We start from the raw sequence: 24,522 nt of genomic DNA, 5'->3' as shown, positions 1-24,522 counted from the left end.
TCAGGAAGCCGAGACGGAGGACGCGCCCGAGGTGGCGCCGGCGACGTCGAGGTCGCGGAGCTTCTCCTCGATGAACCCGCGCAGCTGCGAGCGGTAGTCACGCTCGAACTGACGCAGCTCGCTGATGCGGCCTTCGAGCGTCACGCGCTCGCTTTCGAGGCGTGCCATCTCGTCGCGGCCCTTGGCCTCGGCCTCGGCGAGGATCGAGGCGGCCTTGGCCTGTGCCTCGGAGATGAGCTTGTCGCGCTGGGCCTGGCCTTCGGCGACGTGCTCGTCGTGCAGGCGCTGGGCCAGTTCGATGATGCCGGCAGAAGCGGCCACGCCGCCGGCTGCGGGAGCCTCGACCGCGGGAGCGGGAACGGACTCGACGACGGCGGGAGCAGACTCCTCGACGACCTCCGCGGGAGAGGACTCACCGGACTCGTACGCAGCGAGCTTCGCCTTCAGCTCTTCGTTCTCGGCGATCGTCTTACGCCACTCGACGACGATTTCGTCCAGGAAGTCGTCGACCTCATCCGGGTCGAAACCCTCCTTGAATCGCACGTGCTGGAACTGCTTCGTGACGACGTCTTCCGGGGTCAAAGCCATGGTGTTTCCTCTTTCGGGGCTCACGACGCGGGCCGATTCGGTCGGCCCGCCACCGGCGAGCCGTACTGACCAAGTGTAGTCGGCGGTGGTGGGGCGTGCGACGGGGGCTAGAGACGCTCGATGACGCGGACGATCGTCAGCAGCACGAAGCAGGCCAACATCGTCACCGGAAAACCGAGGTCGAGGGCGATAGGGCCGATCCGCAACGGAGGAATCAGCCGGCGGAAGAACCGTAGCGGCGGATCGGTGAGAGTGAAGACGGCCTCGGCGAAGACGAGACCGAATCCCCGCGGACGCCACTGGCGGTTGAACATCGGGATGTACTCGAGAACGAGTCTCGCCAGCAGCACGAGGATGTAGAGCAGGAGAAGGACGTCGACGACGAATGCCGCCAGGCGCATGAACTCCACGACTACTGAGTGAAGGGCGCGGACTCAGGGTCGGCCTGAGCCACCGTGCCGTCACCGGAGATCGCGACGTTCTCGGGCGAGAGGAGGAACACCTTGCTCGTCACGCGCTCGATGCGACCGTACAGGCCGAGCGACAGCCCACTCGCGAAGTCGATGAGGCGCCGCGCGTCGGCATCGCTCATCTGCGAGAGGTTGATGATGACCGGGATGCCGTCGCGGAAGTTCTCCGCGATGATCTGCGCGTCGCGGTACTGCTTGGGGTGCACCGTGAGAATCTCGCTGACGGTGCCTGCGGTGGGCTGACGCACGACGGCGGGACGGTGAAGCGGGGTCACAGGGGCCGCCTTCTCGATCGGGCGCTCGCTCGAGCGCTCACGGCGAGCAGGCGTCTCGGCAGCGGGCTCTTCGTAGACCTCTTCCTCATCGGCGAGGCCCAGGTACACCATGGTCTTCTTGAGCGGGTTCGACATCGCATTCCTCCGTTTGCTCGTCTGTTCTGAGGCTAGCCGCGGTCAGGGCGCGGTCCCGTGATTGCAGTGCCGATCCGCAGGTGTGTCGCGCCGGCGGCGATCGCTTCGGCGAAATCTCCCGACATCCCCGCCGACATCCACGCGGCATCCGGAACGACGCGACGTACCGTCGCCGCCGCGCCGGCGAGACGTTCGAACGCCTCCGCGGGCGCCGCCGCGAGCGGCGCGACGGCCATGACGCCGCGAAGGCGCAGCGACGCGCACCGCGCGGCGATGTGCGTCGCCAGGGCGTCGACCTCGCTCGGGGCCGCTCCCCCACGGGCGGGATCGTCCGTGAGATTGACCTGGAGGAACACGTCGAGAGGACTGCCCTCGGGATCGGCGGCATGCAGGGCGTCGGCGACGCGATCGCGGTCGACGGAGTGCACGCAGTCGGATGCCGCGCGCACCGCCTTGGCCTTCTTGGTCTGCAGCTGCCCGATGAAGTGCCATCGCACGTCGTGGACTCTGCCGGCCGTCTCGGCCCGCTTGGCGCTCAACTCCTGTTGCCGACTCTCGCCCACGTCGTGCACGCCGAGCGCGGCGAGATCGTCGATCAGCCGCGCGGGGTGGAACTTGGTGACGACGATGCGCGTCAGCTCACCGGGGTCGCGACCGACCGCCCTGGCCGCATCCGCGATGCGGGCGTCCAGGGCGGCGAGTCGTTCGGCCAGCGCGGTCACTTCAGGAAGTCGGGAATGTCCAGGTCGTCGTCGCCGTACACCGAGTCGTAGGACTCCGCCACGGGGGCCGACACGGTGACAGCCTGCTTGTCCTCGACCGCCGCACCCTCTCGTGCGGCCTCTTCGGCGGGCACGGCCGGCACCAGGGGCGCCGCCGGGCGCGCCGCGGTGATGGGCTCGATGCGCGCCTGCGGCTCGCCACCGTCGAAGCCCGCGGCGATCACCGTGACCCGCACCTCATCGCCCAGCGTGTCGTCGATGACGGTGCCGAAGATGATGTTGGCCTCGGGGTGCGCAGCCTCCTTGACGAGCTGTGCGGCGTCATTGATCTCGAAGATGCCCAGGTTGGATCCACCCTGGATCGACAGCAGGACGCCGTGCGCGCCTTCGATGGACGCTTCCAGCAGGGGGGACTCGACCGCGAGCTCGGCGGCCTTGATGGCCCGGTCGGCACCGCGCGCAGACCCGATGCCCATGAGGGCGGAGCCGGCACCCTGCATGACGCTCTTGACGTCGGCGAAGTCGAGGTTGATCAGACCCGGCGTGGTGATCAGGTCGGTGATGCCCTGAACACCCGCGAGCAGCACCTGGTCGGCGGTGGCGAAGGCCTCGATCATGGAGATGCCGCGGTCGCTGATCTCCAGCAGTCGGTCGTTGGGCACGACGATGAGGGTGTCGACCTCCTCCTTGAGCTTCGCGACGCCCGCCTCGGCCTGGCTCTGCCGGCGGCGTCCCTCGAAGCTGAAGGGCTTGGTGACGACACCGATGGTCAGCGCGCCGATCGACTTCGCGATGCGTGCGACGACGGGTGCGCCGCCGGTTCCCGTACCGCCGCCCTCGCCCGCGGTGACGAAGACCATGTCGGCACCCGCGAGGGCTTCCTCGATCTCCTCCGCGTGATCCTCGGCGGCGCGACGGCCCACCTCGGGATCGGCGCCGGCGCCGAGCCCGCGAGTGAGCTCACGACCCACGTCGAGCTTGACGTCCGCGTCGCTCATCAGCAGAGCCTGAGCGTCGGTGTTCACCGCGATGAACTCGACACCCCGCAGCCCGAGCTCGATCATCCGATTGACGGCGTTCACGCCGCCGCCACCCACACCCACGACTTTGATCACCGCGAGGTAGTTCTGGTTCTGGCTCATGCCGGCCTCCATTGTGTCCCGAACCCTGACTGCTAAACCTTGAACCTCTAGTTGAGGTTTAAAGAATTGCTCAGTATGCAATTCCTTGATTGAAGGTATGCGGCAGCCCTCCCGCGGACCGAGAGGCTGGGGGCGTGTCGCGCAGAAAAGCGTGTCGAGTGCTACCGAACGACGATCGTGCTCGGCGACGACACGTCGTAGCTGCGCGCCCCGGGGCGCGCCGTCATGATCGCGGCGAGATTCTTGGCCTTCAGCGGCGAGTCATCGGCGTTGCCCCAGACCACCGTGGTTCCGCCGGAGCCGAGGGTGAGGGTGACGTCATTGGGAGAGGTCGCCGCGATCGCGGTGACCTGAGCCCGGATGTCGCCCGGGAGGGCTCGGAAGACCGTTCCGACGGCAGTGAAGGCGGGTGAGGAGAGCCCGCCGGTCACGGTGAGCACGGGATGCCCTGCGGCCGGCTGGGGCGCGGTCGACAGGGCGACACCCGCGGCATCCACCAGAGTGAAGCCGGCGGGAGTCTGAATGGACCCGATCGGAGTGCGCTCGACGATGCGCACCACGAGCTCGTGGGGCGGTCGCGCTTCCAGCGAGTACGACTCCACGAGCGGGAACTTCACGAGAGCGGCCTTGACGGCGGAGGAGTCGACCAGCGGCAGCGGAGTGCCCAGCTGCCCGTCCAGCGCGGTCTCGACGGACGCGGGATCCAGCGTCGATGTGCCGACGACGGTGATCTGCTGCACCGCGAAGAGCGGGCTGTACGCGACGCCGAGGGTACCCAGCACGAGCAGAAGGAGCGCCGAGCCCGCGACGATCCAGGCCATCCGCCGCCGACGCTGGCGCGCGGTGAACCGCCGCACCTCGGCGCGCAACGCGCGGCGTCTCGCCCGTGCGGCCGCCCACACCTCGCGCACGCCGACAGGCGCTTCTTCCTCACCGACCGAGATATCCGCCGGCTCATCGATTCGTGGCGACGACGACACCCAGAGGGGCATCAGCGGGGCGGTGAGATGATCGTCGCGGTCCGCGACGTCTTCCTCGACGGGAGCGTCCGCCCGGCGGGGTGGACCGACCTGACGCACGGGCGGCTCGACGCCACGATCCTGCGCCGACTCACGGTCGGGCGCCGCCTGATCCGGCGCCGGGAGGGGCGTCGGCCGCCGCATGGACTATGCCTCCGCCGTCGGCGTCGACAGCGCCTCGAGCACCTGCGGGATGATCTGGTACACGTTGCCGCAACCGAGCGTGATGACGTAATCGCCCTCCCGCGCGACGGTCGCGGTGTACTCGGCCGCCTCCTGCCAGTCGGCCACGTAGTGCACCTTGGAGGGATCGCGGAAGGCTCCGCTCACGAGCTCCCCCGTCACGCCGGGCACCGGGTCCTCGCGCGCCCCGTAGACGTCGAGCATGACGGTGTGATCTGCGTACGACTCGAGCACGTCGGCGAACTCGCGGTACATCTCCTGCGTTCGCGAGTATGTGTGCGGCTGCTGGATCGCGATGATGCGACCGTCGCCGACGACGCTGCGCGCCGCGGCGAGCGCGGCGGCCACCTCGGTGGGATGGTGCGCGTAGTCGTCGTAGACGCTCACCCCGCGCTCGACGCCGTGGAGCTCGAAGCGTCGCACCGTACCCCCGAACTCCTCCACGGCACGCAGGGCCGGCTCGAGGGCGTAGCCGAGCGTGAGCAGCACCGCCACGGCCCCCGCCGCGTTGACCGCGTTGTGGGCTCCCGGAACGGCGAGCCGCCCGGTCACCGTCTCGCCGTCGTGCGTGAGCGCGAACGAGACGGGACCTTCGGTCACGATGTCGCTCAGACGGACGTCGGCGGCGGCATCCTCCCCGAACGTCACGATCCGCTCATGGCGAAGAGCCTGAGCGACCCGGCGAGCGCCGGAGTCGTCGGCAGAGATGACGACGGCCTCTCGTGCCGCGTCGCCGAAGCGGACGAAGCCGTCGTAGAAGGCGTCGCGCGACTCCCAGTGGTCGAGGTGGTCGGGATCGACGTTGGTGATCAATGCGACTGACGTGTCGTACAGCAGGAACGTGCCGTCGGACTCGTCGGCTTCGATGACGAACAGCTCATCCCCGCCCGTGCCGCTGGAGACACCGAGATCGGCGATGACGCCCCCGTTCACGAACGTCGGCGCCGTTCCGAGTGCACGCAGCGCCGTCACGAGCATGCCGGTGGACGTCGTCTTGCCGTGAGCCCCCGCGACGCTCACGAGCCTGCGCCCTCCGATCAGCCAGTACAGCGCCTGGGAGCGGTGGATCACGGGCAGCCCGCGCTCCTTCGCGAGCACGTACTCCGGGTTCTGCGGCCAGATGGCGCCGGTGTGGATCACGGCGTCGACATCGTCGGGGAGATTGGCCGCATCGTGCCCGACATGCACCGTGGCGCCCCGCGCAGCGAGAGCGCGCAGGGCGGCGCTGTCGGCACGGTCGGAGCCCGAGACGCGGATGCCCCGATCGAGGAACATGCCGGCCAGCCCCGACATGCCCGATCCACCGATCCCGATGAAGTGGGCGGCGGTGATGTCCTCGGGGATGGGCAGGCTCAGGTCGGGTCGAATCATGGCTCGTCAAGTCTAGGTCGAGGCCGCCTGGGCGGATGCTGCGGCGCGCGGCGCACGAACGCGCCGCCGCCACCGCCATCCAGCTTTTGTTATGACACATTTGGTACGGACGGTGGTACAATTCGAACATGACCGACCCGGATCACCTGAACATCGTGCTCGGGACTCTCGTCGGCGCCATCACGGTGTCCGGCGCGATCGGCGCGTTGAACGCCTGGCGTGGGCGTTCCGTGGGAGAGCGCGCCCTGGCACGCTTCGCGGACCGCGCGGCGCTGCCGGTGCCGGCGGCCTCGGCGGCCGCTCTGGAGGCGTACATGCGACGCCGAAAGCTGGTGGACTACCTTGCATTGTCCTCTGCCGGCGCCGTCGGCGGACTGCTTCTGCTCACCCCGCTCGGGTTGACCACGTTCTCCCCACTCGGCATCCTCATCCCGGCGATGTACGTGACCATGCTCGTCGTCTCCTGCTGGTCGACGCTGCACGAACGCCTCTTCGCGCCGGCGCAGGGTTCGATCCGGATCGCGCGATCGCGTGGAACCACCGTCGGCGACGACCTCGCCGGGCTCCCCCGCGCGCTCACCTGGATCCTCCTGGGAGTCGCGCTGACGTGCGGTGTAGGGGTGGCCTCGAGCCTCGCCGCAGGCAGCGTCTCCCGTATCGATCTGGCTGCGGTCGCGCTCGTGGTCACCGCGGTCGCCCTCGCAACATGCGTCGTTCTCCCGCGCCTCGAGGCCGCGATTGTCCGCCGCCCGCAACCGGCCGGTTCCGAACTCGAACTGGCCTGGGACGATGCCCTCCGCGTCGCGGCACTCAACGGGTGCCGTCAAGGTGCGGCTGCGCTCTGCATCGCCGCGGCGCTGATCGCCGGCGTCGCCATGTTCTCGGGACCCGACGGCGATCCCGGGTGGACCGCGAGCGTGTTCGTGATACTCCTGCTGCCTCTCACGTACCTCTACCCCACGCAGGGCGCAGCCGTTCCCCGACGACTCCATCCGGACGGCATCCACGTGACCGCGAGGAGCATCGCATGATCGTCATCGACCCGGCATCCGCAGTCCCTCCGTTCGAGCAGCTGCGGCGACAGCTCATCGACGACGTCTCGACCGGCACGCTCGCACCGGGCACCCGTCTGCCGACCGTGCGCCGACTGGCCGAGGATCTCGGCCTCGCACCCGGCACCGTCGCGCGCGCCTACCGCGAGCTCGAATCGGCCGGCATCATCGAGACACGCGGGCGCAACGGCACCTTCGTCGCCCCGCAGGGTGACGCGGCCCTCCGGGAAGCGCAGCGCGCCGCCGCGAGCTTCGTCGACCAGGTCCGCACGCTGCGCATCGATCCCGAGCAGGCTCTCGCGCTCGTTCACGCCGCGTTGCGCAGCGCGCCCACCGCTCCCTGAGCCTCATCCGTCCCCACTTGTCGCGGTGCGGCACGCGCAGCGACAGAACAGGACGGACGAAACCGATCGGCCCCGCCATACACGCTCAGCCCGCGAGCGCCCGATCCAGCATTGCGATCACCGAGGCCGTGCCGGCACGCGCGGCGGCGGTTCGCGCCTGCGCCGCGGCACGCATCGCCGACAGCGCCGCGTCGTCGCGCAGCAGCGGCACGATCTGCTCACGCACGCGGTCGGGGCTGAACGCGGCATCCTCGATCAGCTGTGCGGCGCCGGCGGCCACGGCTCCGCGCGCGTTGAGCGCCTGTTCTCCGTTGCCGACGGCGTACGGCACGTACACCGCGGGGATGCCGAGAGCCGACACCTCGCTCACGGTGGCCGCGCCCGAGCGCGAGACCACGAGATCCGCCAGCGCCAGCGCGAGGTCCATCCGGTCGAGGTAGGGAACGATCCGGTAGTCGGGGTGTCCCGGGTCGACGATCGGGTCGCGCTCCCCCGCGGCGTGCAGCAGCTGCCAGCCGGCGTCGATGACCGCGGGCCATGCCGCGGCGAACGTCTCGTTGAGCCGGCGCGCGCCCAACGATCCGCCGAACACGAGGAGCACGGGACGGGCCGGGTCGAGGCCGAAGAAGCGCGCCGCCTCGTCGCGCATCGTCGTGCGATCGAGCTCGACGATCTCCGCGCGCAACGGCATACCGACCGTCTGGGCGCCGCGCAGCGGGGTGTCGGGGAACGCCGCTCCCACGCCCGCCGCGCGCCGGGCGCCCAAGATGTTCGCCAGTCCAGGGCGCGCGTTGGCCTCGTGCACGACGTACGGCACGCCTTCGCGGCGGGCGGCCACATACGCGGGAGCCGAGGCGTATCCGCCGAAGCCGGCGACCACATCGACCCGGCGGTCGCGGATGTGCCGCCGCACCTGCCCGACGGCGCGATGCCACGCCAGCGGGAACCGGAGCGCGGCGAGGTTCGGCCGGCGCGGAAAGGGGACCTTGTCGACGATCAGCAGCTCGTATCCGCGTTCGGGCACGAGACGGGCTTCGAGCCCTTCGCGCGTGCCGAGGACGAGCACGGATGCCGCGGCATCCCTCGCCCGCAACCCGTCGGCGACCGCGAGCAGCGGATTCACGTGCCCGGCGGTGCCGCCGCCGGCGAGGAGATAGGTCGTCGAGGAAGCCGGCGTCGTCACCCGAGAGAGCCTACCGGCGGCGGGACAGCGACTCAGCGGCGATCGCGGTCGAAGCGGGACCGACGGGGATCGTCCGCGCGAAGGACAGCAGCACACCGCAGGCGAACAGGACCGACAGCAGCGAGGTACCGCCCTGTGACATGAACGGCAGCGGCACCCCCAGAACCGGCAGCAGACGCAGGACGACACCGATGTTGACGAGGGCCTGCCCGACGATCCAGACGATGATGCCGCCCGTGACGATGCGGATGAAGGGGTCGCGGGTCTTACGGATGATCTGGAAGGCGGCGATCGCGAACACCGTGAACAGCAGGAGCACCACGGCGCAGCCGACGAGTCCGAGTTCCTCACCGAGGATCGCGAAGATGTAGTCGTTCGACCGCGCCGGCAGCCAGCCGTACTTCTCGCGCGAGTTTCCCAGCCCCAGCCCGAAGAGCCCCCCGTTGGCGAGGGCCCACACTCCGTGCACCGCCTGATAACAGTCACCGACAGCCGCGTTGTAGCAGTCCATCGAGTCGAAGTTGACGAAGCTGCTCATGATGCGCGCCATGCGGTTCGAGTTGGTCACCGCGAAGAACACGGCGGAGACCACCACGACGATCAGCGGGACGATGAAGATGCGCAGCTTCACGCCGGAGAAGAACAGGCAGCCCAGCAGGATCGCCATCAAGATCATGCCGGTACCGAGGTCTTCGCTGCCGACCGCGACCAGTCCGATCACGAGACCGCCGACGGGCACGACCGGAATGAACACGTGCGTCCAGGACCCCAGCAGCGTCTGCTTGCGAAACAGCACGTAGCCGAGCCAGAGCGCGAGGGCGAGCTTGAGGAACTCCGACGGCTGTGCCTGCAGGCCGCCGATCTGGATCCAGTTCTGGTTGCCGTCGTTGATGACCCCGAGGCCCGGGACGAACACGAGCATCTGGAAGCAGGTGGCCACGATCAGAGCGGGCCAGGCGATCCGCTTCCAAAACGCGACGGGCAGCCTGCTCGCGATGAACATGAGCGGGATGCCGATGACGGCGAAAATCGCCTGCTTCATGACGACCTCGAACGGGCTCTGACCGGCAGCCATAGCCGAGGCCATCGTCGCGGAGAGGACCATCATGAGCCCGAAGCCGGTCAACAGCAGCGCGGTCGAGGCGACGAGCAGGAACTCGCTCGAGACGGGGGCGAACACGCGACCCAGAGACACCCGCGCCGCGAAGCCCGACGTCGCGGCGTCGTCGGGACCGTCAGCGGCGGGACGGGTCGGCGGGGTCGTCGTGGTCATCGGCTCCCCCTGCGTCTGTCGCGCCGTTCTCGTTCGGTGTCTGCGAGGCGGACGAGGACGTCCATTCCCGCACGGCCATCGCGAATCGCCGGCCGCGGTCGGCATACGAGTCGAATTGGTCGAAGGATGCCGCAGCGGGGGCGAGGAGGACCACGTCACCGTCACGGACGATCCGTGCCGCCGCAGCGACCACGTCTGCCATGACGTCTTCAGTCTGAGCGTGGTCCACTTCGAACACGGGAATGGCCGGCGCGTGTCGCGCGAACGCGTCGGTGATCGGTGTGCGTTCGACCCCGATGACGATGACGGCCTTCACGCTCGGGCCGCGCGCGGCGACCAGTTCGCCGATGTCCACGCCCTTCATGTCGCCGCCCACGACCCAGACCGCTCCCGGGAACGCTGCCAGCGACGACGCGGCCGCGTGCGGGTTGGTCGCCTTGGAGTCGTCGATCCAGGTGATGCCGCCTGCGGTGGCGATGACCTCGATGCGGTGGGCGTCGAGCCGGAAACCACGCAAGGCCTCCGCGATGCGCGCGGGCGCTACATCGAGCGAGCGAGCCAGCGCGGACGCGGCGAGGATGTTCGCCACGATGTGCGGCGCGATCAGACCCTGCGCAGCGAGCTCGTCCAGCGTTGTGATCTCGAGCGCGCTGGTGCGCCGATCCTCCAGGAAGGCACGGTCGACGACGATGCCGTCGACGATCCCGAGATCGCTCGGACCCGGAACCCCGAGATCGAAGCCGATCGCTCGGCATCCGTCGACGACATCGGCTTGCTCGACCATGATGCGGGTTGCGATGTCGGACTTGTTGTAGACGCACGCGACGCGCGTGTGCTGGTACACGATCGCCTTCGCATCGCGGTACGCGGCGAACGAACCGTGCCACTGCAGGTGGTCATCGGCGAGGTTCAGGCACACGCTCGCGAACGGCGACACCGGCTCCGATCCCTCCTGCAGTGAGAGATACCACAGCTGGTGGCTGGAGATCTCGACGACGAGCACGTCGAACCCGCTCGGGTCACGCACCGCATCCAGGATCGGTACGCCGATGTTCCCGCACGGCGCGGCACGGAGTCCGCCGGCCACGAGCATCGTCGCGGTGAGCTGGGTCGTCGTCGTCTTGCCGTTGGTGCCGGTGATCAGCACCCAATCCGCGGGCGTACCATCGGCGCGCAGCACCTTGTCGCGGACGCGCCAGGCGAGCTCGATATCCCCCCACAGGGCGGTCCCCCGCTCGCGGGTCCACGCGATCACGGGATGGTGGGGCGCGAAGCCGGGCGAGGCCACCACCACCTCGGGGTCGAAGTCGACGAGCTCGTCCGGAACGGCGCTCAGCGCTCCCAGGTGCAAACGCGCGCCGATCACGGGCAGAAGTCGCGCGTACTCCTCGCTCGCCGACTCGCTGAGCACGAGGACGTCCGCGCCGAGCTCCGCGAGGGTGTCGGCGACGGAGAATCCGGTCATCGACAGACCGAGCACGGCGACGCGCAGTCCACGCCAGTCGGCATGCCAGCTGCGCAGGGCATCGAGGTCGCGCACACCCGTCACAGTGCCGACAGCCATTCGACGTAGAAGAGGGCGACGCCGGTCACCGCGAGCATGCCGGCGATGATCCACATGCGCACGACGATCGTGATCTCTGGCCAGCCGCGCATCTCGAGGTGATGGTGGAACGGGCTCATGAGGAAGAGGCGCTTGCCGCCGGTGGCCTTGAAGTAGATGCGCTGCAGGATCACCGACCCCGGGCCGATGATGAAGACGCCGGCGATGATGACGGAGAGCAGCTCGGCACGCGAAAGGATCGCCATCGCGGCGATCACACCGCCGATGGCCATCGAGCCGACGTCCCCCATGAAGATCTTCGCCTTCGGCGCGTTCCACCAGAGGAAGCCCACGAGCGCGCCCACGAAGGATGCCGCGATGATCGTGAGGTCCATCGGGTCGGGCGTCGCGTAGCAGCCGCCCACGTACGCGGTCACGAGCGCCTCGCTCGCGCAACGCTGCTGGAACTGCCAGAAGGTCACCAGGCTCAGCGCGGAGACGGTGAAGATGCCGGACCCGGTTGCGAGCCCGTCGAGGCCGTCGGTGAGGTTGGTCGAGTTCGACCACGCCACCGAGATGAACGTGATCCAGATGAGGTAGACGATCCAGCCGACCACCGCGCCCAGCGCGAAGAACGACAGCATCGGGATGTCCCGGAAGAAGGAGACGTAGGGCGAGGCCGGCGTCTCCCCGCGCGCGTCGGGGAAGTTCAGCGCCATGATGCCGAAGGGAACCGCCACGATCACCTGGCCGACGATCTTGCGCCACCCCGACAGACCGAGGCTGCGCTGCTGGCGCACCTTCATGAAGTCGTCGATGAAACCGACGACGCCGAACCCGACCATCATCCAGATGACGAGCAGACCCGAGATGGACGGCGGCGCTCCCCCGGTGAGCGTTCCGACGAAGTACCCGACGATCGAGCCCACGATGAAGACGATGCCGCCCATGGTGGGTGTTCCGCGCTTCGTCTGATGGCTGGGATTGTGCGCGTTCTCGGGGGTGCGGATGACCTGACCCCAGCCGAGCTTCTCGAACAGCCGGATGAACAGCGGCGTGAGAAAGAGGGTGAACGCGAGCGAGATCGTCGCAGCCGCCAGCAGTGATCTCACGAGAACGATTCTCCCAGACGATCGCCGAGGTGCCGCAGGCCCGCGGAGTTGGACGATTTCACGAGCACTCGGTCGCCGTCGCGGAGCTCACCGCGAAGATACTCGAACGCGTCGTCGGACGTCTCGAAGAAGACGGCTTCGCCGTCCCACGAGCCCTCGCCGACGGCGGCGAGGTACAGACGGCGGGCGTCGCGGCCGACGACGACGATGCGTTCGATGCGCAGACGCACCGCGAGCAGGCCGACGCGGTCGTGCTCCTCGCCGGCGAGCTCGCCGAGCTCGCTCATCGCTCCCAGCACGGCGACCTTGCGCTCGCCCGGGCCGGCGATCTGTGCGAGCGTGCGCAGGGCCGCGGCCATCGAGTCGGGGCTCGCGTTGTACGCGTCGTTGATGATGCGAACCCGCTCCGAGCCCATCGGCTGCATCCGCCAGCGTTCGGCGATCTCGAGCGTCTCCAACCGTGCGATCGCCGCGTCGAGAGCGACCCCGAGCTCGCGCGCGGCGGTCAACGCGGCCAGCGCGTTCATGACGTGATGTTCCCCGAGGACACGCAGCCGCAGCGGCCACCGCCCCTCGGGGGCCACGATGGTGCACGTCGTGCCGGCGGCCGTGACCTCGACGTCCTCGGCACGCACGTCGGCGGCGGATCCCCTCCCGAACCACCGCACGTCCACACCGCGGGATGCCGCGACGTCGGCCATCGTGGCGACACGCGCGTCATCGCGGTTCAGCACGGCAACCCCACCGGGGCGTACCGCCTGAACGAGTTCGGTCTTCGCCTTCAGCGTCTCCTCGACGCCGCCGAAGCCTCCCGCATGAGCCAGCCCCACCATGAGGACGACGCCGACGTCGGGGGTGACCAGTCCGGCGAGCCTCGTGATCTCACCGGGGCCGGATGCGCCGAACTCGCTGACCAGGAAGCGCGTGTCCTCCCGGACCCGCAGCATCGTCAGGGGTGCGCCGACCTCGTTGTTGAACGAGCCGCGCGGGGCGACGGTCTCGCCCTCCGCCTCCAGGATGCGGGCGAGCATGTTCTTCGTGGTCGTCTTGCCATTGGACCCCGTGATGCCGACGATCTGGAGCCGTCCACGGTCGCGCGCGGCGGCGACCACGGTGCGGGCGAGGTCGGACAGGGCCGCGACGGCGTCCGCAACGACGATCTGACTGACCGGCGCCTCCACGCGTCGCTCGACGATCGCGAGGACGGCGCCCGAGGCGACGGCTCCGGCCACGAAGTTGTGGCCGTCGGTGACCTCTCCGGGCTTGGCGACGAAGATGTCGCCGGCGCTGATCTCGCGCGAGTCGGTGTCGACGTTGCCGTCGACGACGGTGTCAGGGGTGTCGTGGGGGGCCGGGTGCAGGGTGCCCGCCACAGCGGCGGCGACCTCGGCGAGCGTCATCCGGATCATAGGGTTCGTTCCTCACGCGCGGTGGCGCGTCACGGTGTCGTCATTGTGTCACGGGCAGCAGCGGGGTGTCCGAGCCCGAGGGCATCACCCGGTAGTGCGTCAGCACCTGGGTCATGGCCTTCTTGAAGACCGAGCGGTTGGCCGAAGACATCGTGTTGGTCTTCGGCTCGTTGAAAAGGGTCAACACAACGTACTGCGGATCATCAGCCGGGGCGTAACCGGCCAGCGAGGTCATGAAGAGGTTGTCCTTGTAGCCGCCGTGGCCGTCCGGAATCTGAGCGGTACCCGTCTTGACGGCCAGTCGGTAGCCGGGGATCTTGATGTCATCGGCGAGCGTGCCCTGGGCGTAGACGTTCTCGAGCATCTGGGAGACTTCGGCGGCGGTCTGCGGCTTGATGACCTGGACGGGGGCGGGCAAGGTCGGCGTGACGACGGTGCCGTCGGGCTTCGTGCAGGATTCCACGAGCTGTGCCGGCATCCGCACTCCGCCGTTGGCGATCGTCTGGAACAGGCTCGTCACCTGCGTCGGGGTCACCGTGAAGGCCTGCCCGAAGGTCGTCGTGTAGAAGGTCTGGTTGTCCCAGGTGGAGGCGTCGCGGACTTCTCCGGTGGGCTCGCCCGACCAGTTCAGCGCTGTGCCGTCGCCCACGCCGAAGCGCTTCAGGTAGTCGTAGCGCGTCTCGGCGGGAACCTGCGCGCCGAACTGCGACATGGCGACGTTGGAGGACTCCACGAGCCCGCCGGTGAGCGTCAGGTTCTGCGTGGGGTGACTCTCGGAGTCGTTGATCACCGCACCGTTGGGGAACTGGATGCGGTCTGGCGTCTCGACCGTGGAGGTCGGCGTGAGACCGCCCTGCTCGATGACGGTGGCGGCCGTCACGGGCTTGAACGTCGATCCCGGCTCGTAGGAGACGCGAAGCAGCCGCGAACCGCGATTGTCGGGGTCGGAGGCGCCGGGATCGTTGGGGTCGACCGTGTTCGTCTCGGCGAGGGCCCGAATCTTGCCGGTCTTCGCCTCCATGACGATGATGCCGCCCCAGTCGGCCTGGTAGCGCGCGGTCTCTTCGGCGATCAGCTGCTGCATGAACCACTGCAGATCGCTGTCGATCGTGAGCTTCAGTGTGCCGCCGTTGACGGCCGGCTTCTCGATTTCGGTGCCGGGGATGATGACACCGTCCGCCCCGCGCTGGTAGGTCAACGAGCCGTCCGTTGCCTGGAGGCAGGAGTTCTGCAGAGACTCCAGTCCCTCCAGAGGGTCCCCGTCGGACCCGACGAAACCGATCAGGTTGCCCGCGACCGCACCGTCGGGGTAGGTGCGAGAGGGGTGGAGGGGGAAGGTCAGGAACGGGAGCTTGAGCGCCGCGAGTGCGCGGTACTCCTCCGTGGAGACGTACCGCTTCACATACGCGAATCGCGACGCCGAGTTCTCGGCCAGCGCGTCGGACACGATCTTCTCGACATCCGCAGCCGACTGACCTGTGATCGCGGCGATCTTGGGCGCCACGTCGGTCCACGGCGTCATGATGTTCTTGCCGTCGGCATCCGTCATCGCGTTGCCGCCGGCATCGGCCTGCACCGCACCCTGCGCCGCGAGCATGGGGTCGATCTGCACGTCGTAGAGCGTCGTGCTGCTCGCGAGCACGACGCCGTTGTCGTCGACGATGTCGCCGCGCGCGCCGTAGAGGGTGCTCTTGGCCCCGGTCGCGAACTGCTCCGAGTCGTCGACGTGCTCGCGCGCGTTGACCACCTGGATGTCCACCAGACGCACGACGAAGGCGGACAGGACCACCAGGACGACGGCGAGGGCGACGACGGTGCGGCGCCGCGGGCTGCGTGTTGCTCGTGTCGTCATGGACTCAGTGTGTGGCGGGGACGGGCAGGCCGTCGGCGATGGCAGGGGGTGTCGTGGTATCGGGGATGGCCTTGTCGACGACCGAGCTGCCGCCGGTCGCGCCGAGGCTCGCCGCGGGGTCTCCGACGAGCGGGCGTCCGCTGACGAGGGCGTTGCCGACGGCGGCCTTGCTCAACGCGTTCACCGCGCTCGCACCGGTCAGGCCGGCGGCCGTGCCGATGACGGCGTTGTCGCTGAGCCGCAGATAGGTCGGCGCCTGGCCGGTGACCATGCCCATCGCCTCCGCATTCGCGGCGAGGTACTGCGGCGAGCTCAGGCCGGCGATGCTGTCCTGCAGCATCTGCTTCTGCCAGTCGAGACTGCGCTGCTGATCACCGAGAGTCGACAGCTCGTACGAGGATTGCGTCGTCAGGATCGACAGCCCCATCTGCGCGCCGCCGATCAGCAGCGCGCCGCTGACCGCGACGATGCCGTAGACGAGGCGCGGACGGCGTCGCGGCGCGGGCTGCTCGACCGCATGAAGCCGACGCGCCGGCGCCCCCGGGGTGCGCAACGGAAGGGGAGCCGCCCCCACGAACGGATCGAGGTTGCTCTCTGCCGGCACACTCATGCCGCCTCCCGGATGCGTTCGGCCGCGCGCAGGCGCACGGGTGCGGCCCGCGGATTGCGTGCCTTCTCTTCTTCGGAGGCCAGCTCGGCGCCCTTGACCACGAGCCGGAATCGCGGAGCGTGCTCGGGAAGCTCGACGGGTAGTCCCGCCGGCGCGGTGGATGCCGCGGCATCCGCGAACACGCGCTTGACGAGACGATCCTCGAGCGACTGGTAGCTCATGACGACGATGCGTCCGCCCACGTTCAACAGGTCCATGCTCGGCGGGAGGGCACGCTCCAGGACCGACAGTTCGGCGTTCACCTCGATGCGCAGAGCCTGGAAGACACGCTTGGCGGGGTGCCCTCGTCCCTCGCGCTGCACGGCGACCGGCGTCGCAGCGACGAGGATGTCGACCAGCTGCCCAGACCGCTCGATCGGAGCCTCGGCGCGCGCGGAGATGATGGCCCGTGCGTAGCGTCCGGCGAGCTTCTCTTCGCCGTAGCGCTCGAAGATGCGGCGAAGATCGCCTTCGCCGTAGGTCGCGACGATCTCCGCTGCCGTCGTGCCGGTTGTCTGGTCCATGCGCATGTCCAACGGCGCATCCTGTGCGTACGCGAACCCGCGATCGGCCTCGTCGAGCTGCAGCGAGGAGACACCGAGGTCGAAGAGGATGCCGTCGACGCGATCGACGCCGGCGGAGCGCACGGCCGATGCGATCCCGTCGTAGACGGTGTGCACCAGCGTGACGCGCTCGCCGAAGCGCGCCAGCCGCTCCCCCGCGATCCGCAGGGCGTCGGTGTCGCGATCGAGCCCGATGAGGCGGATGTCGCCGAAGCGCTCCAGCAGGGCCTCGGAGTGCCCGCCCATTCCCTCGGTCGCATCGACCAGAACGGCGCCCGGGTGGGCGAGGGCCGGAGAGAGCAGCTCGACGCAGCGCTCGAGGAGGACCGGGGTGTGGATGTCGGAGGTGCTCATGATGAGGGGGGTGTGGGCCGGAGTCGTGATCCCCATCCGCCTGACCTGACACCGGGGAAGTGCGTCAGGGCGTGCGGCTGGGAGTCACGGCCACGGCTCAGAACAGACCCGGGATCACCTCCTGCTCCATGTCCGAGTAGCTGTCTTCGTTGCTGTCTGCGTAGGCGTTCCAGGCCTGCGCATCCCAGATCTCCGCGTGGGCCCCGACGCCCGTGACCACGAGTTCGCGGTCGAGGTTGGCGTAGGCACGCAGGTGCGGCGGAATCGTGATGCGGCTCTGGCTGTCGGGCTTCTCGTCGCTGGCGCCCGACAGGAACATGCGCTGGAAGTCGCGCGCCTGCTTGTTGGTGAGGGGCGCCTCGCGGATCTTCTCGTAGACCCGCTCGAACTCCTTCGTGCTGAACACGTAGAGGCAGCGCTCCTGGCCTCGCGTCACGACGACCCCGTCACCCAGGTCGGTTCGGAACTTCGCCGGAAGGATGAGGCGGCCCTTGTCGTCGAGCTTGGGGGTGTAGGTGCCCAGCAGCATCGGCCACTCCCCCTTCCTCCGGCCCGATCAAGGTGCGCACCACTTTACTCCACTTTCCTCCACCTGACTATGGTTTCGTGGGCGCAACGGTTCCCTGGGCTCCCCCGGTGCGAATCGACGGGAGCGCCCGGCGCCGCGCAGCGCCGTCGCCGGGCACAAAAAAGAGCACCGACCTCGTGGTCGGTGCTCTTCGCGTCGTGCGCGGCGCTGCGGTCAGGATCCGTCTTGGCGGCGGTCCCAACGGTCGTTCATGCGGTCCATGAAGGACGAGGACCCGGTGCGGGACGGCTTGCGCTGGCCCTTGTGCTCCGGCGACGTCTTGAGCGCAGCGAGCCCCTTGGCGGGGGTGGCGGCCAGAACGACGCCACCCACCATCACCAGGAAGGCGATCACGCCGATGGGGATGATGCCGGTGGACACACCCGCGATCAAGCCTCCGAGACCCACGAGCACGAGGATGGTGCCGTAGACGATGTTGCGATAGCTGAGGGTGCGGCCGTCGCGGGACGCGCTCACGACGTCTGCGTCCTTGTTCATGAGATGGCGCTCCATCTCATCGAGCAGACGCTGCTCCTGCTCTGACAGCGGCATGCTGCCCCCTCCTCGCCGTTTCGGACCGGCATCTCGTGCGGTCGATTCTACGCGTGCGGTCGAGAACTAGGCTAGGCCCGTGCACGCTTCCGCCGACCCGATCGAGGCCATTTCCCAGCGACTGGCAAGGTTCGTGACAGCGCAGCGCCTCGCGTGGGCGGATGCCGGCCCCGAAGCGCAGGTCTTCCTGGATGCCGCGACGCGCACCCTGGCCGGGGGAAAGCGTCTACGAGCGCGGTTCTGCGTCACAGGCTGGCGCGCGGTCGCGAACGCCGGCGGGGACGCGAAGGCGATCCCGGACGCCGTGCTCGATGCCGCCGCCGCGCTCGAGGTGTTCCACGCCGCCGCGCTCGTGCACGACGACATCATCGACAACTCAGACACCCGGCGCGGACAACCCGCCGCGCACCGTGCGCTGGAGGCGGCGCACGCGGAGTCCGGTTGGGCGGGCGACGGCTCGGCGTTCGGGCGGTCCGCCGCGATCCTGCTCGGCGACCTCCTCGTCGCCTGGAGCGACGATCTGCTCGAGCAGGGATTCGCGCACGCGTCACACGCGGCATCCGCGCGGGAGGTCTACGCGCTGATGCGCCGGGAGGTCACCATCGGCCAGTTCCTCGACATCGCCGAGGAGGCGGCGTTCACGACGGCCCCCGACGAGGAACACGCCGAGCGCGCCCTCCGCGTCGCCTCGCTGAAGTCCGCGCGCTACAGCATCCAGCATCCCCTCCTCCTGGGCGCGGCGCTCGCCGGCGCCGACGCCGCCCAGTCGGCGGCTCTGGCCGCCTTCGGACACCCGCTGGGACTCGCGTTCCAGCTACGCGACGATGTGCTCGGCGTGTTCGGCGACAGTGCTGTCACCGGGAAGCCGTCGGGTGACGATCTGCGTGAGGGCAAGCGCACGCTCCTCGTCGCCTACACCCGAGAGGGACTGACCGGCGACACGCGTGCCGCGCTCGACAGACTCATCGGCGACTCCGCACTCACGGCGGAGCAGATCGCGCAGATCCAGGAGACCATCGTCGCCACCGGTGCGCTGCAGCGGGTCGAATCCGCGATCAGCGCTTACGCCGCCGAAGCGCAGCGGGCGCTGCACGATGCCCGACTGTCTCCGTCAGCGGTCGACGAGCTGCGCGAACTCGCGGAGGCATCGATCAGCCGCACGGCGTGAGACGCGTCAGCGTCAAGCGAGCGTCTGCGCGACGCGGCGGACCTCGCTCTTGCGCCCCTGTCGGAGTGCGGAGATCGGTGCCTGGCCGATGGAGTCCTCCTCGCTCAGCAGCCAGTCGATGGCCTCGTCGTCGGTGAACCCGGCATCCTGCAGCACGATGATCGTGCCGCGCAGCGACGAGAGCGGGTGTCCGTCGACGATGAAGATCTCCGGCACCGCGAACGCGCCGCGGCGGCGCGAGCCGATCAGGTGCTTGTCGTCGAGCAGTCGACGCACGCGGCCGAGCGGTTCGTGGAGAACCTCGACCAGGTCGGGGAGAGTGAGCCAGCGGGTGGACGCGGGGACGATGTCGTCGGTCACCCTTCCACTATCGCATCTCGCGAGCGCACCATTGGTGCGATCATCGCCGTCGACACGATTCTCACTTCTGTCACAGCAGTCACTTCTTATAGCACCCGTTGACATGAATTTACTTCCATGACACGGTGGCGACGGTACGAATCGGGTGCGAACAGGGAGAAGACCGTTGTCACGACTCGACCACCGCCCGAGCGCGGCGCGCGCGGCCACCACCGGTGTGATCGGCACGATCGGCACACTGGCGTTGACGCTGAGCGTCTCCCCCGCCTCGGCGGCGACGGCCGATCCGCGTCCGGCAGCCCGCGATCAGACGCGCATCGGGGCGCCGACGCCCCTCACTATCGCCCGGCAGGCGGTCGCACCGGCTACCTACACCGTGGAGAGCGGCGACACGCTGTGGGATATCTCCCGACGGGTCGGAATCGAGCTGTCCGCCCTGCGTGCGGCGAACGGGCTCGAGGCCACCACGGTGATCCATCCCGGGCAAGTGCTCGTTCTTCCCGGCGGGATCGCCCCGGCCGCGGAGTCTTCGGCTCCGGTCGCGAGGGCCGATACGTCGACCGGCGCGACCGCGACCTACGGAGTGAACGCGGGTGACACCCTGTGGGCCATCGCCGACGCGCACGGCGTGAGCCTCGATGCCCTGTTGCAGGCCAACGGGCTGGGGCGGGATGCCATCATCTACCCCGGCCAGGTCCTCGCGATCCCCGGGCCGGCCGCCGTGCTCCGAGCGACCCCCGCCGCGGTCGAGACGCCCGTGCCCACGGCGGCGCCGGCCACCGATCTCGATGCGGAGCAGATCGAGAACGCGCGGACGATCATCCGGGTCGGGCGCGAACTGGGCGTCCCCGATCGCGGCATCGCGATCGCTCTGGCCACGGCGATGGTCGAGTCGTGGATCCGCAACCTCGATTGGGGCGACCGCGACTCGCTCGGGATGTTCCAGCAGCGACCCAGCACCGGATGGGGAAGTCCCGACCAGGTGCGCGACCCCGTGCTCTCGACCACCGCGTTCTTCGAAGGGGTTTCGGGCCCCGACGGTCTCATCACACGCGGACTGCTGGATGTGCCCGGGTGGGAGTCGATGGACTTCGGCGCCGCCGCCCAGTCCGTGCAGGTCTCGGCGTATCCGGAGCGTTACGGGCCGTGGGAGCAGACCGCCTACGCGTGGCTCGCGGCACTCGGCTGAGCGCCCGCGCGCCGCGGCATTGCCTGCGCACATGCCGTGAGGGGTGAGCCGCTCCCGGACCGGAGCGTTCCGGCTCCCTAGAATCACAGGGTGAGCACGAGCCAGCAGACCGACCCGCTGATCGGCCGTCTGGTCGACGGACGATACCGCGTCCGGGCTCGCATCGCTCGCGGGGGGATGGCGACGGTGTACGTCGCGACCGATCTGCGCCTCGAGCGCCGCGTCGCCCTGAAGGTGATGCACAGCCATCTCTCCGATGACACGGTCTTCCAGAGCCGCTTCATCCAGGAGGCGCGCGCGGCGGCGCGCCTTGCCGACCCCCACGTGGTCAACGTCTTCGACCAGGGCCAGGACGGCGAGATGGCGTACCTGGTGATGGAGTACCTCCCCGGCATCACCATGCGCGAGCTGTTGCGAGAGCAGAAGCGCCTCAGCATCCCTCAGACGATCACGATCATGGATGCCGTCCTGTCCGGCCTCGCGGCCGCGCACCGCGCGGGCATCGTCCACCGCGACGTGAAGCCCGAGAACGTCCTGCTCGCCGAGGACGGGCGGATCAAGATCGGCGACTTCGGACTCGCGCGCGCGACCAGTGCGAACACGGCGACCGGGCAGATGCTCCTGGGAACGATCGCCTACCTCGCGCCCGAGCTCGTCACCCGCGGAACCGCCGACGCACGCAGCGATATCTACGCCCTCGGCATCATGCTCTACGAGATGCTCGTCGGCGAGCAGCCGTACAAGGGCGAGCAGCCCATGCAGATCGCTTACCAGCACGCGACCGACTCCGTCCCGCGCCCGAGCGCGCGCAATCCCGGCATCCCGGAGCAGTTCGACGAGCTCGTGATGTGGGCGACCGAACGCAACCCCGACGACCGGCCGGTCGATGCGCGCGCGATGCTCGAGCGTCTACGCGAGATCGAGAAGGAACTCGGCGTCTACCCGCATGTCGTCCGAGCGCCGGCCGCCGGCGTGGTCGCGGTCGACGACGGGGCCGACTCGGGTGAGCTCACCAAGGTCATGCCGGGGACCTTCACGGCTCCGACGGTCACCGAGACGGTGGACAACTCCACGCGCCTGCGGCTGCGCAGTCGACGCCGAGCGCGACGGGGCGGATGGCTGGTGGTGCTCGTACTGCTGCTCGCGGCGCTCGCGGGCGGAGCCGGCTGGTGGTTCGGGTCCGGACCGGGTTCGCAGGTCGGCGTTCCGGACGTGTCGGGGCGCACCCTGGACGAGGCGACGACTGCCCTCGCCGCCGAAGGGCTGACCGCGGTGCCCGCCCAGGATCACAGCCGCGACGTGCCCGTCGATCTCGTCATCCGCACCGACCCCGGCGCCGGCGCCCGCGTCGACAAGAACAGCGCCGTGAACGTCATCATCTCGCTGGGCCCGGCATCCCACGACATCCCCGCTCTGGCAGGACAGAGCCTGCAGGCGGCGACCACCTCCCTCGGCACGATCTACATCACTCCCTCGGGCGATCCGACGCAGATCTTCACCGATGCTCCCGCGGGCACCGTGGTGAGCGCGTCGATCACCCCGCCTGGAGGGGGCGCCGCGGTGGACTGCTCGAAGGGCTGCACGGCGCTGGAGGGGTCGACCGTGGCGTTCGAGACCTCCGCGGGGCCCGTCCCGGATGTGGCCGGCAAGACCGTGGATGCCGCGACCGCCGCACTCTCGGCCGTCGACCTGAACGCGACGACGACGCAGGCCTACGACGATGAGGTCGCCGAGGGCCGTGTGATCCGGATCGCGGACAAGGACGGCGGCGCACCGTTCCGCCCCGGCGACACCGTCACCCTGGTCGTCTCGAAGGGACCGCAGCCGATCCCCGTCCCGGACGTCACCGGCAAGACCGTCGCGCAGGCGATGGACCAGTTGAAGCAGGCGGGCTTCGAACCGGGCACGGCGCTCCCCGAGATCGTCTGGGGCATCTTCACCGTGTCGAGCACGAGCCCTGCCGCGGGCACCTCGCAGCTGCCCGGAACCAAGATCACGGTCCGCTCCACCGGCTGAGCTGGGGCGCCTATGGCGCACACACGGCCGCACCCGCTGCAGAGGATTCGGCAGCGGGTGCGGTCGTGTGCAGCGCAGGGCGCTGCCGCGGATCAGCGCTTCTCGAGCTCTTCGGCGACGAGGAACGCGAGTTCGAGGCTCTGCATGTGATTCAGGCGCGGGTCGCACAGGCTCTCGTAGCGCGTCGCGAGAGTGGCCTCGTCGATGTGCTCCGATCCGCCGAGGCACTCGGTCACGTCGTCGCCGGTGAGTTCGACGTGGATGCCGCCCGGGAAGGTGCCGACGGCGCGGTGCGCCTCGAAGAAGCCGCGCACCTCGTCGACGACGTCGTCGAAACGACGCGTCTTGTAGCCGGTCGGGGTCGTGATGCCGTTGCCGTGCATCGGGTCGGTGACCCACAGCGGCGTGGCTCCGGAGTCGCGCACGGCCTCCAGCAGCGGCGGGAGCGCGTCACGGATCTTGCCCGCACCCATCCGTGTGATGAAGGTGAGCCGGCCCGGCTCGCGCTCGGGGTCGAGCTTGTCGATGAGTTCGAGCGCCGTCTGCGGAGACGTCGACGGCCCCAGCTTGACGCCGATGGGGTTGCGGATCTTGGAGAAGTAGTCGACATGGGCGCCGTCGAGCTCGCGCGTGCGCTCACCGATCCACAGGAAGTGCGCCGACGTGTTGTAGGGCGTGCTCGTTCGCGAGTCGATGCGCGTCATGGGGCGCTCGTAGTCCATCAGCAGACCCTCATGACCCGTGTAGAACTCGACACGGCGAAGCTCGTCGAAGTCGGCGCCGGCCGCCTCCATGAACTTGATGGCACGGTCGATCTCGGTGGCGAGACGCTCGTACTGCTGGTTGGCGGGGTTCTGCGCGAATCCCTTGTTCCAGCTGTGCACCTCGCGCAGATCGGCGAAACCGCCCTGCGTGAAGGCGCGGATGAGATTGATCGTCGAGGCCGCCGTGTGGTAGCCCTTCAGCAGGCGCTGCGGATCGGCCGTACGGGACGCTTCGGTGAAGTCGTAGCCGTTGACGATGTCGCCCCGGTAGGCGGGCAGCGTGATGTCGCCGCGGGTCTCGGTGTCGCTCGAGCGGGGCTTGGCGAACTGGCCCGCCATCCGTCCCATCTTCACGATGGGCATCGATGCACCGTAGGTGAGCACGACAGCCATCTGCAGCACCGTCTTGATGCGGTTGCGGATCTGCTCCGCGGTCGCTCCGGCGAACGTCTCCGCGCAGTCACCGCCCTGCAGGAGAAAGGCCCGGCCGGATGCCGCGCGCGCAAGGCGTTCACGGAGGTTGTCGACCTCACCGGCGAAGACCAGCGGCGGCAGCGTCGCCAGCTCATCGGACACCGCGGCGACGGCATCCAGGTCGGTCCAAGAGGGCTGCTGCTTGATCGGGAGCGTGCGCCAGTGATCGAGATCGGCGTGCAGGGTGGGCAT

At 69.1% G+C, this 24,522-nt stretch carries 24 protein-coding genes; 5 read left to right on the top strand and 19 right to left on the bottom strand.

The genetic code is table 11. The features are described 5' to 3' along the window. The 7 genes from BGN98_RS05245 to murC all read right to left on the bottom strand — a co-directional run bounded on the left by BGN98_RS05245 (position 1) and on the right by murC (position 5,905). Entirely contained in the window at positions 1-588 is a 588-nt protein-coding gene (locus BGN98_RS05245) for a DivIVA domain-containing protein (protein WP_036288027.1), read from the bottom strand. Positions 589-695: 107 nt separating this feature from the next. Then, on the bottom strand, positions 696-998 hold the full coding sequence (locus BGN98_RS05240) for a YggT family protein (RefSeq protein WP_081768000.1): 303 nt from the start codon (positions 996-998) through the stop codon (positions 696-698). Positions 999-1,000: 2 nt separating this feature from the next. After that, positions 1,001-1,468 (bottom strand): cell division protein SepF, encoded by a 468-nt coding sequence (locus tag BGN98_RS05235; protein WP_005049149.1) that lies wholly within the window; start codon positions 1,466-1,468, stop codon positions 1,001-1,003. Positions 1,469-1,500: 32 nt separating this feature from the next. Then, complete coding sequence (locus tag BGN98_RS05230; protein WP_036288030.1) at positions 1,501-2,190, bottom strand: YggS family pyridoxal phosphate-dependent enzyme; 690 nt, start codon at positions 2,188-2,190, stop codon at positions 1,501-1,503. Next, complete coding sequence (ftsZ, locus tag BGN98_RS05225) at positions 2,187-3,332, bottom strand: cell division protein FtsZ (protein ID WP_036288033.1); 1,146 nt, start codon at positions 3,330-3,332, stop codon at positions 2,187-2,189. The genes BGN98_RS05230 and ftsZ overlap by 4 nt, the downstream gene beginning before the upstream one ends. Before the next feature lie 161 nt (positions 3,333-3,493). Continuing rightward, complete coding sequence (locus BGN98_RS05220) at positions 3,494-4,495, bottom strand: cell division protein FtsQ/DivIB (RefSeq protein WP_036288036.1); 1,002 nt, start codon at positions 4,493-4,495, stop codon at positions 3,494-3,496. 3 nt (positions 4,496-4,498) lie between these two features. Beyond that, positions 4,499-5,905 (bottom strand): UDP-N-acetylmuramate--L-alanine ligase, encoded by a 1,407-nt coding sequence (gene murC, locus BGN98_RS05215; RefSeq protein ID WP_036288039.1) that lies wholly within the window; start codon positions 5,903-5,905, stop codon positions 4,499-4,501. A 128-nt stretch (positions 5,906-6,033) separates the two neighbouring features. Between murC and BGN98_RS05210 the strand changes: the two genes are divergently transcribed. After that, entirely contained in the window at positions 6,034-6,936 is a 903-nt protein-coding gene (locus tag BGN98_RS05210) for a hypothetical protein (protein ID WP_288120014.1), read from the top strand. Beyond that, the gene (locus BGN98_RS05205; RefSeq protein ID WP_061681688.1) at positions 6,933-7,301 is read left to right on the top strand and encodes a GntR family transcriptional regulator; all 369 of its coding nucleotides are present in this window, start codon (positions 6,933-6,935) and stop codon (positions 7,299-7,301) included. The genes BGN98_RS05210 and BGN98_RS05205 overlap by 4 nt, the downstream gene beginning before the upstream one ends. An 85-nt stretch (positions 7,302-7,386) precedes the next feature. Here the strand turns inward: BGN98_RS05205 and BGN98_RS05200 are convergent, their stop codons facing one another. The 10 genes from BGN98_RS05200 to BGN98_RS05155 form a co-directional block, all read right to left on the bottom strand. After that, positions 7,387-8,484 carry a UDP-N-acetylglucosamine--N-acetylmuramyl-(pentapeptide) pyrophosphoryl-undecaprenol N-acetylglucosamine transferase gene (locus tag BGN98_RS05200; protein ID WP_036288048.1) on the bottom strand — a complete coding sequence of 366 codons (1,098 nt, stop codon included), beginning with the start codon at positions 8,482-8,484 and terminating at the stop codon, positions 7,387-7,389. A 10-nt stretch (positions 8,485-8,494) separates the two neighbouring features. Beyond that, complete coding sequence (gene ftsW, locus BGN98_RS05195; RefSeq protein ID WP_288120009.1) at positions 8,495-9,757, bottom strand: putative lipid II flippase FtsW; 1,263 nt, start codon at positions 9,755-9,757, stop codon at positions 8,495-8,497. Next, on the bottom strand, positions 9,720-11,321 hold the full coding sequence (gene murD, locus BGN98_RS05190; protein WP_288120007.1) for a UDP-N-acetylmuramoyl-L-alanine--D-glutamate ligase: 1,602 nt from the start codon (positions 11,319-11,321) through the stop codon (positions 9,720-9,722). The genes ftsW and murD overlap by 38 nt, the downstream gene beginning before the upstream one ends. Continuing rightward, the gene (gene mraY, locus BGN98_RS05185; protein WP_016465364.1) at positions 11,303-12,412 is read right to left on the bottom strand and encodes a phospho-N-acetylmuramoyl-pentapeptide-transferase; all 1,110 of its coding nucleotides are present in this window, start codon (positions 12,410-12,412) and stop codon (positions 11,303-11,305) included. The genes murD and mraY overlap by 19 nt, the downstream gene beginning before the upstream one ends. Continuing rightward, positions 12,409-13,821 carry a UDP-N-acetylmuramoyl-tripeptide--D-alanyl-D-alanine ligase gene (locus BGN98_RS05180; RefSeq protein WP_036288057.1) on the bottom strand — a complete coding sequence of 471 codons (1,413 nt, stop codon included), beginning with the start codon at positions 13,819-13,821 and terminating at the stop codon, positions 12,409-12,411. The genes mraY and BGN98_RS05180 overlap by 4 nt, the downstream gene beginning before the upstream one ends. Positions 13,822-13,861: 40 nt before the next feature. Then, positions 13,862-15,673 carry a peptidoglycan D,D-transpeptidase FtsI family protein gene (locus BGN98_RS05175; protein ID WP_288120004.1) on the bottom strand — a complete coding sequence of 604 codons (1,812 nt, stop codon included), beginning with the start codon at positions 15,671-15,673 and terminating at the stop codon, positions 13,862-13,864. Positions 15,674-15,677: 4 nt separating this feature from the next. Then, positions 15,678-16,283 carry a cell division protein FtsL gene (gene ftsL, locus BGN98_RS05170; protein ID WP_288120003.1) on the bottom strand — a complete coding sequence of 202 codons (606 nt, stop codon included), beginning with the start codon at positions 16,281-16,283 and terminating at the stop codon, positions 15,678-15,680. After that, on the bottom strand, positions 16,280-17,239 hold the full coding sequence (gene rsmH / locus BGN98_RS05165; RefSeq protein ID WP_288120001.1) for a 16S rRNA (cytosine(1402)-N(4))-methyltransferase RsmH: 960 nt from the start codon (positions 17,237-17,239) through the stop codon (positions 16,280-16,282). The genes ftsL and rsmH overlap by 4 nt, the downstream gene beginning before the upstream one ends. A gap of 97 nt (positions 17,240-17,336) precedes the next feature. Next, entirely contained in the window at positions 17,337-17,768 is a 432-nt protein-coding gene (gene mraZ, locus BGN98_RS05160; RefSeq protein WP_036316618.1) for a division/cell wall cluster transcriptional repressor MraZ, read from the bottom strand. A 213-nt stretch (positions 17,769-17,981) separates the two neighbouring features. Continuing rightward, complete coding sequence (locus tag BGN98_RS05155; protein ID WP_288119998.1) at positions 17,982-18,359, bottom strand: SCO2097 family morphological protein; 378 nt, start codon at positions 18,357-18,359, stop codon at positions 17,982-17,984. Between the two features lie 79 nt (positions 18,360-18,438). Here BGN98_RS05155 and BGN98_RS05150 point away from each other — a divergent pair, with 79 nt between their 5' ends. After that, positions 18,439-19,527, top strand: coding sequence for a polyprenyl synthetase family protein (locus tag BGN98_RS05150; RefSeq protein ID WP_288119997.1), 1,089 nt, complete (start codon positions 18,439-18,441; stop codon positions 19,525-19,527). 12 nt (positions 19,528-19,539) lie between these two features. On the opposite strand, the gene BGN98_RS05145 is transcribed toward BGN98_RS05150, so the two are convergent. Then, entirely contained in the window at positions 19,540-19,887 is a 348-nt protein-coding gene (locus tag BGN98_RS05145; RefSeq protein WP_061681719.1) for an Rv2175c family DNA-binding protein, read from the bottom strand. Between the two features lie 166 nt (positions 19,888-20,053). Between BGN98_RS05145 and BGN98_RS05140 the strand changes: the two genes are divergently transcribed. Continuing rightward, complete coding sequence (locus BGN98_RS05140; protein ID WP_288119994.1) at positions 20,054-21,076, top strand: LysM peptidoglycan-binding domain-containing protein; 1,023 nt, start codon at positions 20,054-20,056, stop codon at positions 21,074-21,076. A 90-nt stretch (positions 21,077-21,166) separates the two neighbouring features. Next, entirely contained in the window at positions 21,167-23,092 is a 1,926-nt protein-coding gene (gene pknB / locus BGN98_RS05135) for a Stk1 family PASTA domain-containing Ser/Thr kinase (protein WP_288119992.1), read from the top strand. Between the two features lie 92 nt (positions 23,093-23,184). On the opposite strand, the gene BGN98_RS05130 is transcribed toward pknB, so the two are convergent. Further along, positions 23,185-24,522 carry a class II 3-deoxy-7-phosphoheptulonate synthase gene (locus tag BGN98_RS05130; protein ID WP_005049099.1) on the bottom strand — a complete coding sequence of 446 codons (1,338 nt, stop codon included), beginning with the start codon at positions 24,520-24,522 and terminating at the stop codon, positions 23,185-23,187.

This window comes from Microbacterium sp. 69-7, assembly GCF_001897985.1.
Classification (GTDB): Bacteria; Actinomycetota; Actinomycetes; order Actinomycetales; family Microbacteriaceae; genus Microbacterium; species Microbacterium laevaniformans.
This window is presented reverse-complemented; position numbering and strand designations above follow the sequence as displayed.

Coding starts and splice junctions, on each gene's coding strand:
- BGN98_RS05245 (WP_036288027.1), bottom strand. CDS start 588: ATGGCTTTGACCCCGGAAGACGTCGTCACGAAGCAGTTCCAGCACGTG.
- BGN98_RS05235 (WP_005049149.1), bottom strand. CDS start 1,468: ATGTCGAACCCGCTCAAGAAGACCATGGTGTACCTGGGCCTCGCCGAT.
- ftsZ (WP_036288033.1), bottom strand. CDS start 3,332: ATGAGCCAGAACCAGAACTACCTCGCGGTGATCAAAGTCGTGGGTGTG.
- BGN98_RS05220 (WP_036288036.1), bottom strand. CDS start 4,495: ATGCGGCGGCCGACGCCCCTCCCGGCGCCGGATCAGGCGGCGCCCGAC.
- murC (WP_036288039.1), bottom strand. CDS start 5,905: ATGATTCGACCCGACCTGAGCCTGCCCATCCCCGAGGACATCACCGCC.
- BGN98_RS05210 (WP_288120014.1), top strand. CDS start 6,034: ATGACCGACCCGGATCACCTGAACATCGTGCTCGGGACTCTCGTCGGC.
- BGN98_RS05205 (WP_061681688.1), top strand. CDS start 6,933: ATGATCGTCATCGACCCGGCATCCGCAGTCCCTCCGTTCGAGCAGCTG.
- ftsW (WP_288120009.1), bottom strand. CDS start 9,757: ATGACCACGACGACCCCGCCGACCCGTCCCGCCGCTGACGGTCCCGAC.
- murD (WP_288120007.1), bottom strand. CDS start 11,321: ATGGCTGTCGGCACTGTGACGGGTGTGCGCGACCTCGATGCCCTGCGC.
- BGN98_RS05180 (WP_036288057.1), bottom strand. CDS start 13,821: ATGATCCGGATGACGCTCGCCGAGGTCGCCGCCGCTGTGGCGGGCACC.
- BGN98_RS05175 (WP_288120004.1), bottom strand. CDS start 15,673: ATGACGACACGAGCAACACGCAGCCCGCGGCGCCGCACCGTCGTCGCC.
- ftsL (WP_288120003.1), bottom strand. CDS start 16,283: ATGAGTGTGCCGGCAGAGAGCAACCTCGATCCGTTCGTGGGGGCGGCT.
- rsmH (WP_288120001.1), bottom strand. CDS start 17,239: ATGAGCACCTCCGACATCCACACCCCGGTCCTCCTCGAGCGCTGCGTC.
- mraZ (WP_036316618.1), bottom strand. CDS start 17,768: ATGCTGCTGGGCACCTACACCCCCAAGCTCGACGACAAGGGCCGCCTC.
- BGN98_RS05155 (WP_288119998.1), bottom strand. CDS start 18,359: ATGCCGCTGTCAGAGCAGGAGCAGCGTCTGCTCGATGAGATGGAGCGC.
- BGN98_RS05130 (WP_005049099.1), bottom strand. CDS start 24,522: ATGCCCACCCTGCACGCCGATCTCGATCACTGGCGCACGCTCCCGATC.